General features: G+C 70.2%; 14 protein-coding genes. 7 read left to right on the forward strand and 7 right to left on the reverse strand.

Annotation, left to right across the window (positions count from 1 at the left end; all coding sequences use genetic code 11):
* Positions 1–9 precede the first annotated feature (9 nt).
* Entirely contained in the window at positions 10–1,038 is a 1,029-nt protein-coding gene (locus ACWGJP_RS14345; protein ID WP_452330480.1) for an endonuclease/exonuclease/phosphatase family protein, read from the forward strand.
* A 3-nt stretch (positions 1,039–1,041) separates the two neighbouring features.
* On the opposite strand, the gene ACWGJP_RS14350 is transcribed toward ACWGJP_RS14345, so the two are convergent.
* Entirely contained in the window at positions 1,042–1,434 is a 393-nt protein-coding gene (locus ACWGJP_RS14350) for a DUF3054 domain-containing protein (protein ID WP_452330481.1), read from the reverse strand.
* Positions 1,435–1,497: 63 nt separating this feature from the next.
* Here ACWGJP_RS14350 and ACWGJP_RS14355 point away from each other — a divergent pair, with 63 nt between their 5' ends.
* Positions 1,498–2,913, forward strand: coding sequence for an aminopeptidase P family protein (locus ACWGJP_RS14355; protein ID WP_452330482.1), 1,416 nt, complete (start codon positions 1,498–1,500; stop codon positions 2,911–2,913).
* A gap of 198 nt (positions 2,914–3,111) precedes the next feature.
* On the opposite strand, the gene ACWGJP_RS14360 is transcribed toward ACWGJP_RS14355, so the two are convergent.
* The 4 genes from ACWGJP_RS14360 to ACWGJP_RS14375 all read right to left on the reverse strand — a co-directional run bounded on the left by ACWGJP_RS14360 (position 3,112) and on the right by ACWGJP_RS14375 (position 6,150).
* A complete protein-coding gene (locus ACWGJP_RS14360) occupies positions 3,112–3,777 on the reverse strand; it encodes an SDR family oxidoreductase (protein ID WP_452330483.1) in 666 nt (221 codons plus the stop codon).
* 35 nt (positions 3,778–3,812) lie between these two features.
* A complete protein-coding gene (locus ACWGJP_RS14365; RefSeq protein ID WP_452330484.1) occupies positions 3,813–4,547 on the reverse strand; it encodes a metallophosphoesterase family protein in 735 nt (244 codons plus the stop codon).
* Positions 4,548–4,736: 189 nt separating this feature from the next.
* The gene (locus tag ACWGJP_RS14370; protein ID WP_452330485.1) at positions 4,737–5,387 is read right to left on the reverse strand and encodes an alpha/beta hydrolase family protein; all 651 of its coding nucleotides are present in this window, start codon (positions 5,385–5,387) and stop codon (positions 4,737–4,739) included.
* 7 nt (positions 5,388–5,394) lie between these two features.
* Positions 5,395–6,150, reverse strand: a complete 756-nt coding sequence (locus tag ACWGJP_RS14375) for a general stress protein (protein WP_452330486.1) — start codon at positions 6,148–6,150, stop codon at positions 5,395–5,397.
* Between the two features lie 53 nt (positions 6,151–6,203).
* On the opposite strand from ACWGJP_RS14375, the gene ACWGJP_RS14380 reads away from it, so the two are divergent.
* The 4 genes from ACWGJP_RS14380 to ACWGJP_RS14395 are packed head-to-tail and all read left to right on the forward strand — an operon-like array spanning position 6,204 to position 9,686.
* Positions 6,204–7,475: a magnesium transporter MgtE N-terminal domain-containing protein gene (locus tag ACWGJP_RS14380; protein WP_452330487.1), complete on the forward strand. Its 1,272-nt coding sequence runs from the start codon at positions 6,204–6,206 to the stop codon at positions 7,473–7,475.
* Entirely contained in the window at positions 7,475–8,032 is a 558-nt protein-coding gene (locus tag ACWGJP_RS14385; RefSeq protein ID WP_452330843.1) for a DUF1003 domain-containing protein, read from the forward strand. Before ACWGJP_RS14380 ends, ACWGJP_RS14385 begins: the two co-directional genes overlap by 1 nt.
* A complete protein-coding gene (locus ACWGJP_RS14390) occupies positions 8,029–9,180 on the forward strand; it encodes an Mrp/NBP35 family ATP-binding protein (protein WP_452330488.1) in 1,152 nt (383 codons plus the stop codon). Before ACWGJP_RS14385 ends, ACWGJP_RS14390 begins: the two co-directional genes overlap by 4 nt.
* A complete protein-coding gene (locus ACWGJP_RS14395) occupies positions 9,177–9,686 on the forward strand; it encodes a YcxB family protein (RefSeq protein ID WP_452330489.1) in 510 nt (169 codons plus the stop codon). The genes ACWGJP_RS14390 and ACWGJP_RS14395 overlap by 4 nt, the downstream gene beginning before the upstream one ends.
* Positions 9,687–9,695: 9 nt before the next feature.
* Here the strand turns inward: ACWGJP_RS14395 and ACWGJP_RS14400 are convergent, their stop codons facing one another.
* Positions 9,696–10,103: a Sec-independent protein translocase TatB gene (locus ACWGJP_RS14400; RefSeq protein ID WP_452330490.1), complete on the reverse strand. Its 408-nt coding sequence runs from the start codon at positions 10,101–10,103 to the stop codon at positions 9,696–9,698.
* An 82-nt stretch (positions 10,104–10,185) separates the two neighbouring features.
* On the opposite strand from ACWGJP_RS14400, the gene ACWGJP_RS14405 reads away from it, so the two are divergent.
* Positions 10,186–10,824 carry an O-methyltransferase gene (locus ACWGJP_RS14405; protein ID WP_452330491.1) on the forward strand — a complete coding sequence of 213 codons (639 nt, stop codon included), beginning with the start codon at positions 10,186–10,188 and terminating at the stop codon, positions 10,822–10,824.
* Positions 10,825–10,894: 70 nt separating this feature from the next.
* Here ACWGJP_RS14405 and ACWGJP_RS14410 read toward each other — a convergent pair whose 3' ends face one another.
* A complete protein-coding gene (locus ACWGJP_RS14410; RefSeq protein WP_241926059.1) occupies positions 10,895–11,068 on the reverse strand; it encodes a DUF3117 domain-containing protein in 174 nt (57 codons plus the stop codon).
* Positions 11,069–11,143: the final 75 nt, after the last annotated feature.

Here is an 11,143-nt window from a genome sequence, read left to right on the forward strand (position 1 = left end):
CTCGGGACGATGTTCCGACTCCTGGGGATCCTGCTCACCGTGCTGTTCGCGATCGCGACGGCGGTCGTGGTGTGGCCGCAGTTCTTCCAGCTCGAGCAGACGTTCCCCTTCGCCCAGCTCGTCGCGGTGCGCGGCGTCGTCATCGCCGGGTTCCTCGTCATCGCCGTGCTCTCCCTGCTGATGCTGTTCGCGAAGCCGTTGCGAGGCTTCGCGGCGTCGATCCTCATCGTCGCCCTGCTGGGAGCCGGAGCCACGGGCGCGGTCGGCGCCCTGCGAGGGTTCGGTTCCGACACGCTGCCGGAGAAGGGCGAGGAGAGCGTGCGCGTGCTGACCTGGAACACCGCGGGCGAGGCGATCTCCGCGGAGGACATCGCGGGCGAGATCCTCGCCGCCGATGCGGACATCGTCGCCCTCCCCGAGACGGCCGAGGCCGTCGGGTCGCGGATCGCGGTCATGCTCCGCGAGCAGGGCCATCCGATGTGGGTGCACCATGTGCAGTTCAATCCCGACATCGAGAACGGGCCGCAGGCCTGGCAGACGACGATCCTCATCTCCCCCGACCTCGGCGACTACTCCGTCATCCAGTCCTCCGCCGACGGCTCGAGCAACACCGGATCCGTGCCGAGCGCGGTCGTGATGCCCGTCGACGGCGAAGGGCCGACGGTCGTCGCCGTTCACGCCGTCGCACCGCGTGCAGAGGACATGGCCGCGTGGCGCTCGGACCTCGCATGGATCGCCGATCAGTGCCCCGAGGGCGATTTCATCCTCGCCGGCGACTTCAACGCCACGATCGACCACATGTCATCCCTGGGCGTGGACGGCGGCGACATGGGCTATTGCCGCGACGCGGCCACGCGCACCGGCAACGGGATGGTGTCGACCTGGCCGGCGTCGTTCCCCGAGCTGATCGGCGCGCCGATCGATCACGTCATGGCCTCGCCGAACTGGGAGCCGACCGGCTCGCGTGTGCTGGACGCCGGCGGCAGCGATCACCGCGGCCTCGTCGTGCAGCTCGACCCCGCGGCCGTCGAGGGCTGAGTCTCAGCGCGCCCTGCGTCGCCGGAGGATCGCCGCGACGAGGCGCCAGCCGACGAGGAAGAGCGCGAGCACGACGGCGGTGACGACGATGAACGCGACCGCCGTCCCCTGACCGGTCGCCGCCCGCAGCGCCATGCCGCCGGCGACCGTGACGAGCCAGATGAGGACGCCCACCGCGACGCGCGACGCGTCGACGCGCACCGCGAGCGCGACACCGTGCACCACGATGAGCGCCGCCAGGAACGGCCAGATCGAGAACACGATGCGCGCCACGGCATCCGGCTCGCCGAGCGAGTGCGAGAGGCCGCCGAGAAGGCAGAACACCACGACGAGCACCGCATCGATGACGATCGTGACGGCGGGGGACGGTCCGGTGGACACCTCATCACGACTCATCCCGCCAGCCTACGCGGCCGCCTCGCCCTGCCGCTCAGCGGCTGCGGATGAGAGACTGGATGCATGAGCACCGCATCCGGCGACACGACCGCCACGCACATCGAAGAGGACGCGGCGAAGGCGGCGGTGACCAACCGCAAGCAGCCCTTCCCCCGCGGATTCCTCGACACCATCTCCACGGGCTGGGCCGATCGCCCCGAGACCGTGCCCGGAGCACGTCCGCAGGCGCCGTACGCGGCGCGGCGACGCGCCGCGGTCTCGGCCGCCTTCCCCGGCAAGCGCCTGGTGATCCCCGCGGGCTCGCTCAAGCAGCGCAGCAACGACACCGACTACCCGTTCCGCGCCCACTCCGCCTTCGCGCACCTGACCGGCTGGGCGGCGGACGCCGAGCCCGACTCCGTGCTCGTCTTCGAGCCGACCGACGCAGGGCACGACGTCACGCTCTACTTCCGAGAGCGTGCCGACCGCACGACGACCGAGTTCTACGCCGATGCCACGGTCGGGGAGTTCTGGATCGGACCGCGGCCATCGTTGGCGGGCGTCGCCGCCGACCTGGCCATCGCCACGGACCACCTCGCATCCTTCGTCGCGGGCGACGACGACCTGTCCCTCGACGACGCCGAGCTGGCCAGGGTCGTCTCCGAGCTGCGCCTGGTCAAGGACGAGTACGAGATCGCCGAGATGCGCCGCGCCGTCGAGATCACCGCCGCGGGCTTCGACGACATCATCCGATCCCTCCCTGAGGCGGTCGCGCACGGTCGAGGCGAGCGCGTCGTCGAGGGCGTCTTCCACCGTCGCGCCCGCGAGGACGGCAACGGAGAGGGCTACGACACGATCGCCGCGTCCGGCCCGCACGCCTGCTACCTGCACTGGACCCGCAACGACGGCGCCGTCGTCCCCGGTGACCTCATCCTCGTGGATGCGGGTGTCGAGGCCGACAGCCTGTACACGGCCGACATCACCCGGACGCTGCCGGTGAGCGGCACCTTCACCGAGGTGCAGCGCCGGGTCTACGAGACCGTGCGCGAGGCCGCCGACGCCGCCTTCGCCGCCGCTCGGGTCGGCGTGCCGTTCCGCACCGTCCACGAGGCCGCGATGGGCGTGATCGCCGCGCGCGTCGCGGAGTGGGGCCTCCTGCCGGTCACAGCCGAGGAGGCGCTGGATGCGGATGCCGGTGGCCAGCACCGCCGTTACATGGTGCACGGCACCTCACATCACCTCGGCATCGACGTGCACGACTGCGCGCAGGCGCGGCGGGAGATGTACTACGACGGCATCCTCGAGCCCGGCATGGTGTTCACCATCGAGCCTGGTCTGTACTTCCAGATCGACGACCTCACCGTCCCCGAGGAACTGCGCGGCATCGGCGTGCGCATCGAGGACGACATCCTGATGACCGAGGACGGCCCGGTGAACCTGTCCGCCGGCATCCCGCGGACGGCGGACGAGGTCGAGGCCTGGATCGCGCGGGTGCGCTGACCCGGTCGTCCGGCGGGCACGTGCACCGACGCGCCGGCTCGGCGTACCGAATCCCTGGCGCCTTCACGCCATGACGGCGTGTCGCGCCGCGTCGCGCCTGGACACGCCGCGGCTGCAGGGCTGTGCCCGGGATTCGGCACGCAGGAGACGGGATCCCACGGCTCGCATCGGCCGAAAAGCCGTCAACGCGAGGTACGGTCAGTAGCGCGCGGAGAACCCGCCGTCCGAATGCAGCAGTTGCCCTGACACCCATCGGCCTTCCGGCGAGACGAGGAACGACACGACGGCGGCGATGTCGCCGGGGGTCCCCAGCCTTCCGAGCGGATGCGCGGGGATGAGCTCCTCGGCGAACCCCGGTTCCATCCAGCCCGTGTCGATCGGGCCGGGGTTGAGCGCGTTCGCCGAGATGCCGAGCGGGCCGAGCTCCCTGGCGGCCGAGATCACGAGTCGGTCCAGCGCGCCCTTCGAGGCACCATAGGGCAGGTTGCCCGTGGTGTGGTCGCTCGTGAGCGCGACGACCGCTCCCCCGGCATCCGTGATCTGACGGGCAAAGGCGGCGATGAGGAGCAGGCTCGCCCTGGCGTTCACGGCGACGTGCCGATCGAAGCTCTCAGCCGTGGTGTCGAGGATGCCTGTCGGCACATCGTGCGCGTGCGAGAGGACGAGCGCCGAGATCGGGCCCCGTGCGCGTGTGACGGCGTCGATGAGCTCCTGCGGTCCCTCGTGCGTGGAGAGATCGCAGAGGAACTCCGCATCGGCGAGATCACTGGTCGCGACATCCCACCCGTCGGCGATCAGACGAGGGACGATGCCCGCCGCGATGCTGTTCGCGCGCGCGGAACCGGTGACGAGTGCGAGGGGCATGAGCAAACCCTAGCGGGCGTGGTGCAGCCCAGCCATCACTGTCTCCCTCGGTAGACGGCGGTGCGCAGCTCCACGGCCCAGACGTCTCGCTCGGGCATCCGCAGCTCCTCCGCCACGGCGATCTCAGCCTCGACATCGTATGGGACCCGCACGAACTGGATCCCGAAGGGTTCGGCCGCCGATGCCCCGCCCTCGAGGATCACATACGACGGCGTCGGCTCGTCGAGCGGGTTGCCCGTGCTGCCGATGTTGAACAGGGTGCGACCGTCCACCGACTCGATGTAGGCGTCGTGGATGTCGGCGTAGCCGACGACATCCGGCGCGGGGCCGTCGCCCGTCATCGACGTGTTGACGAACATGCCGGCGAACTGCTCTTCGGTGTGGTGGAAATGCACACGCACGTGCGGGCTCTCGGCCGACGCATGGAAGAGCCGGATGCGGCGACCGCTCAGCTCGAGGTCATGGCTGAGCGGCAGCGACCCCAGCCAGGCGCGGCTCTCGGCGGAGAGCTCGTCGCGCCACCACACCATCTGGCCCGGGCCATCGTCGGGGATGCTGGGGAGGAAGTCGTCCCAGTTCCCGCGGACGTTCACTTCGCAGACCTCGCGGCATCGCCGCACGGCGGCCTCGCCCCGAGGCCCTTTGCCCGCGGTGTCGCCGAGGTTGAAGATCCTCGTGATGCCCCGATGGTCGATATCCGCCAGGACCGCTTCGAGGGCCGTGAGATTGCCGTGGACGTCGGAGATCAGCGCGATGCGTTCGAGGGGCACCCGACCATCGTGACACGGCATGCCGGATGCTCGGCCGCCGGCACGCTTCGACAGGCTCAGCGAGCGGGATGGGGCTCAGCGAGCGGGATGAGGCTCAGCGAGCGGGATGAGGCTCAGCGAGCGGGATGAGGCTCAGCGAGCGGGATGAGGCTCAGCGAGCGGGATGAGGCTCAGCGAGCGGGACGAGGCTCAGCGCGTCAGGAACTCCCCGACGATCGGCGCGAGCGATGCGCCGGCTTGCTCGGCAGGACGCTTCATTCCCTTGATCTGGAAATCGTGGCCGCCGCCCTCGATCCACGCGACCCTGGCGTTCTGGCAACAGGAGACCACGGCCTCGAACTGCTCGATCGGCTGGATGAACGGATCGTTCGTCCCCTCGACGAACAGCTGCGCCGCGGTGATCGCCGGAAGATGCTCGCTGCGCGGCTTCTCCGGTTTTCCTGGCGCGTGCAGCGGATAGCCCAGATACACGAGGGCGTCGACGGACATGCCCTCCGAGACGGCCATCGAGGCCATCCTTCCCCCGTAGGACTTGCCCGCCGCCCACACCGGCCCCTCCGCGCGGGCCCGCACGGCATCGACCACCGCGTTCCATGCGGTGATCGCGTGGGCGGCAGGGCCGGGCATCCGACGCCCCTGCGCGCGATACGGGAAGTCGAAGCGCACCGTCGTGAACCCCGTCTTCGCCAACGCGTCGGCGAACCCGACGAGGAAGGGATGCGCCATCCCCGCCCCGGCGCCGTGCGCGATCACGACCGTTCCCCGGCCGCTTCCCGTCCACTCCAGCGGGATGGTGACCGTCCCGGTGGGGAGCTCGACGTCGATCTGCTCGGCGCTCATCGGCCGCTCAGGACGGGTTGCGCTCGGCATCGCCGTCCGGAGAACCGGGACGATCCTGCCCCTGCTCGGCGTCTCCCTCATCGGCACGCCCTGACGCATCCGATGCGTCTCCGTTCTCCGATGCTGCGGGCGCCGCCTCCACGCGCTCTCCGTACTGCGGGAGTGCGGGGCGCGGCGGGATCACCGGCTCCGCGGGCGCAGCGGATGCGGCCGGAGCGGCGGCGGCCTGCCCCGGCGCCACCCGCTCGCCGTAGCGCGGCGGCTCGTCGAGGTTCACCGGAGGACGCACCGGCGCCTGCCGCTGCGGACCGAGCACCTGCCTGGCTTTGGCGAGGGATGCCGGAAGCACGGTGACCTCGTAGTGATCGGCGGCGAGCTGGGTGATGCTGGCGAAGTCCCGCCGACGCCGCACGATGGCGAAAGTGATGAGGCTGAGGATCATGCCGATCGCGACGCCGATGAGCACGAAGCCCACGAAGAGCTGGATCGGGGCCTCTGGATTGCCCAGCACGAGGACGGCGGCGAGGAAGAGTCCGATGAGCACGCCGTTGGTCGCGCCGGATCGTGCGGCGGTCGCATAGCCGAGGCGGCCAGTGACCCGCTCCACCGTGCGGGCGTTCTGACCCACGATCGCGATGTCGCGCGCGGGGACCTCGCCGGCGATGAGCGTGGACACCGTCTTCTGCGCACTCTGGTAGTCGCGTGTGGAGGCGACGGTCTCGCCGACCTCGGCGCTGTCTGCAGGGCGGTTCAGCATGCTCATCGCCCCATTGTCCCACGCGCTCCTGTCCACAGCCCCGGGGCTACGCTGGTCGGGTGAGCACACAACGGGTTTTCGTCGCGCGCCTGGCAGGCTGCGCCGTCTTCGACCCCGTGGGCGACCGGCTCGGAAAAGTCCGGGATGTCGTCATCGTGTACCGAAGTACCGGATCCCCGCGGGTGATCGGTCTCGTCGTGGAGATCCCAGGGCGACGCCAGGTCTTCCTCTCCATCGGCAGGGTCACCTCGATCCGTTCCGGCCAGGTCATCTCCACCGGGCTCATCAACGTCCGCCGCTTCTCGCCCCGCGCGGGCGAGGTGCGTGTGCTCGCGGAGCTCCTCGGACGCCGTGTCTCGCTCGTGGACGGCGGCGGGAGCGGCGTGATCGAGGATGTCGCGATCGAGCCGAACCGACTCGGCGAGTGGGCGGTCAGCCAGCTGTTCCTGCGCAAGCCCAAGACGAGCGCCTCGCCCTTCGCCAAGGGTCCGACGGCCTTCGCGACGTGGAGCGATGTCGCCGAGCAGCGCGCACCGGGTGAGGCGCAGTCGGCGGAGCAGCTCGTCGCGAGCTACTCGGAGCTGCACGCCGCCGACCTCGCGACCACGCTGCTCGATCTGCCCCAGCAGCGCATGATCGAGGTGGCGGAGGAGCTCTCCGACGATCGGCTCGCCGACGCACTCGAGGAGATGCCCGAGGACGAGCAGGTGCACATCCTCGACCGCCTCGGCGACGAGCGCGCCGCCGACATCCTCGACCAGATGGAGCCGGACGACGCGGCCGACCTCCTCGCCCAGCTTCCCAAGAGCCGTCTCGAGCAGCTGCTCGATCTCATGGAGCCCGACGAGGCCGAGGACGTCCGCACCCTGCTTGCATACGGACCGGACACGGCGGGCGGTCTCATGACGCCGGAGCCGATCATCCTGTCCGCCGACGCGACGGTCGCCGAAGCGCTCGCACTCATCCGCCGGCATGAGCTGCATCCGGCACTCGCCGCGGCGGTCTTCGTCACGCTGCCGCCCTTCGAGACCCCGACCGGGCGCCTGCTCGGCGTCGTGCATTTCCAGCGGATGCTGCGCTACCCCCCGCATGAGCGGCTCGGGGCGATCATGGACGACAGCATGGAGCCGATCGCCGTCACCGCGTCCGCCGCAGAGGTGGCTCGCACGCTCGCCAGCTACGACCTCGTCTCACTGCCCGTCGTCGATGCCGCGCACCGGCTCGTCGGCGCGGTGAGCGTCGACGACATGCTCGACTACCTGCTCCCCGACGACTGGCGCACCCACGACATCGACGAACCGTCTGCGGTGCAGGACGGGGGTGCACGATGATGGCGAAGTCAGGCCGCCCCGGATTCGACTCCCCGCTCGCGCGCTCGACCTCGCGTCAGCGCCCCACCTCGCGCGACCGCTTCGGGCGGTTCACGGAATGGGTCGCCCGCGCCATGGGCACGCCGGCGTTCCTCGTGATCCTCTCGTTGTTCTGCATCGCGTGGATCGGCTGGAACACGCTGATGCCCGCCTCGCTGCGCTTCGACGACGCCGCGCTCGGCTTCACGGCGCTGACCCTGATGCTGTCGCTGCAGGCCTCCTACGCCGCCCCTCTCATCCTCCTCGCGCAGAACCGCCAGGACGACCGCGACCGCGTGCAGATCGAGCAGGACCGCCAGCGCGCGGAGCGCAATCTCGCCGACACCGAATACCTCGCGCGGGAGATCGTCGCGCTGCGGATGGCGCTCGAGGAGCGCAATTCCCAGGTCGTCACGCGAGACGTGCTCAGGCAGGAGCTGAAGGCGATGCTGGCCGAGCTCGGCGAGGACGGGCATCCGGATGCCTCGACGCCGCGCACCGGCCCGGTGAGGACGACCGGGCAGCGATCGCGATCATGACGACGGATCAGGTACGCGCCGCGGTGTCGGCGGTCAGCGATCCGGAGCTGCGGCGCCCGATCGGCGACCTCGACATGGTCCGCGCCGTCCGACTCGACGACGGCATCGCACATGTGGAGATCGCACTCACCATCGTCGGCTGCCCTGCCGCGGATCGGATCGAGGCCGACGTGCGGCGAGCCGCCGCCTCCGTCCGCGGGGTGTCGGATGTCGCGCTCACCATCGGCGTCATGACGCCGACCGAGCGCAAGGCGCTCACCGAGAAGCTGCGTGCAGGAAGGCCTGCGCGCCAGATGCCGTTCGGCGCGGACTCGCTCACGCGCGTGATCATGGTCTCCAGCGGCAAGGGCGGCGTGGGCAAGTCCACCGTGACGACGAACCTCGCGGTCGCCCTCGCGGCACAGGGCCTCGCGGTCGGCCTGGTCGACGCCGACGTGCACGGCTTCTCGATCCCCGGCCTGCTCGGAATCCCCGCTGGCACTCAGCCCACCCGCATCGACGATCTGATGCTGCCGCCGGTCGCGCACGGGGTCAAGACGATCTCGATCGGGATGTTCTTGCGCGAGGGCGAGTCCGTCGTCGCCTGGCGCGGCCCGATGCTGCATCGCACGATCACCCAGTTCCTCACCGATGTGCACTTCGGCGATCTCGACGTGCTCCTCATCGACATGCCGCCCGGCACCGGGGACATCGCGATCTCGATCGGTCAGCTCCTCCCCCACGCAGAGGTCCTCGTCGTCACGACACCCCAGGCCGCCGCATCCGAGGTGGCGATCCGCAGCGGGCTGGTCGCCCGGCAGACCGGCCAGCGGGTGATCGGGGTCGTCGAGAACATGTCGGCGCTGACAATGCCGGACGGCACGACGCTCGACCTGTTCGGCTCCGGCGGTGGCGCCCAGGTCGCCGAGGCCCTGTCCGACGGCGAGGAGACCGTTCCGCTCCTGGCCACGATCCCCCTCAGCCCGGCGCTGCGACAGGGCGGCGATAGCGGCATCCCGGTCGTGATCGCCGACCAGGGCGACGCCGCCGCCGCGGCGATCGTCGATCTGGCGCGCTCCCTCGTGACGCGCAGCCGATCCCTCACCGGGCGTCTGCTCCCTGTGGCCCCCGCCCGCGGTGAACACGAAGATGGCAGACTTCAGGGGTGACGAACGCCTCCGAGCCCCGCGCGATCCGCGTGGACGCCGACCTCCTGCGCGGCATGACCGCCGATGCCACCCTCTATGTGCTCACGCGGCCGCTCGCCCTCACCGCGTACACCGCGCTCATCGCGGCAGCGGTGGTCATCGCCTTCACGCTTCCCTCGCTGACGGTGATCGATCCGCAGCGGGCGACGACCCTGCAATGGACGCTCGTCCTTCTTCTCGCCCTGCTGATCGCCTCGGTGGTCTTCACCCGGTCGTCGGTGCGCAGAGCCATCACCACGGCGATGCCCGCGGACTCCAGCGTCCGCGTCGAGGTCGGCGAGGAGAGCCTCGTGATCGTCACCGGCAAGCGCCTCTCGGATGTGCGGTTCGACACCTTCCGATCCATCCGCGTCGGCAGGCACGCCGCGCTGCTGCGGCTTCGCACCTCATCGTCGGTGATCACCGCGATCCCGCGCGCAGCACTGGACGATGAGGAGATCGCGCGGCTGAGATCCGCGATCGGCTGAACGGCCCGCTCAGGTCGCCTCAGGGTCGAACGGCGGCGGAGACGAACGCGTGAAGACACGCGGCGCCGCGGACGCCGTCGACGCTCCGCCTGCCACAGACACCGGATCGACGGGGGTCGCCTCGGCGATCACGGTCCTCGCGCCGGGAGCCGCCGGCGCGGGCTCCTCGAAGAGCGCGTCCCTGATGATGCGGCGCGGGTCGTACTGGCGGGGGTCGAGCTTCTTCCAGTCGACGTCGGAGACCTCCGGCCCCATCTCCTCCTGGACCCTGGCCTTGGTGTCGCGGAGCATCTCGCCGGCACGGCGGACGAGCTTCGCGAACTGCTCCGCGTAGTGCGGCAGACGTTCCGGCCCGATCAGAAGCACGGCGATCACACCGATCACCAGCAGCTTCTCGAAGTCGAGCCCGAAATTCATGGCTCAAGGCTACCCCGCCGCGCCTGCCCTGCGTCTCACCTCACGGCGCATAATCTGGATGGACACGAGCACGGGAGCAGCCATGAGCGACAACGACGCCAACGCGCGATACATCCGCGAGGCGACTGTGGAGCCGGACACGATCGTCCGCGCCAGAGCGCGTGCGGACGAGATCGGCGCTGCACCGCTGAGCCCCGTGCTCGGCGCGCAGATCTCCGTGCTCGCCGCAGCCGTCGGCGCACGCACGATGGTCGAGGTCGGCACGGGTGCCGGTGTCTCGGGTCTGTGGCTGCTGCGCGGCGCGCCGAACGCCGTGCTGACCTCCATCGACAATGAGCCGGAGCATCTGGCCGCCGCCCGCCAGGCGTTCGCCGAGGCTCGCATCCCGACGACCCGAGCGCGGTTCATCACGGGACGCGCCGCGGATGTGCTCCCCCGCATGAACGAGGGCTCCTACGACATCGTGCTCGTGGACGCCGACGCGGAGAACGCCGTCGAGTACGTCGAGCACGGTCTCCGACTGGTCCGCACGGGGGGAATGGTGCTGGTGCCAAGGGTGCTCGCTGGAGGCAGAGTGGCCGATCCCGTGCAGCGCGACGCCGTGACCGCGGGGTTCCGCTCGCTGATCCAGGAGACCCAGCAGTCCGCCGCGGTGCTCGCTTCCCTCTCGCCCGCAGGCGAGGGCCTGCTGCAGCTGATCAGCGTCGCCGAGACCGACTGAAACGCCCCCGTAGACACGAGAGAGGGGCGAGGATCCGCAGATCCTCGCCCCTCTCTCGTGCTGAACGAGCTCAGGCCGGGTTCACGACGCCGGCCAGCACGTCGTGAAGCTCCTTCGCCTCGGCATCGTTGACTGAAACGACCAGGCGTCCCCCGCCCTCGAGCGGAACGCGCACGATGATGAGTCGCCCCTCCTTAACGGCCTCCATAGGTCCGTCTCCGGTCCTCGGCTTCATCGCTGCCATCGTGGCTCCTTTTCCTCGGTGGTATGCGACAAGTTTATCGGTAGCGGTCCCCGCCGCGCGGAAAGCGGGAAGAAA

Source organism: Microbacterium sp. NPDC055903, from assembly GCF_053615555.1.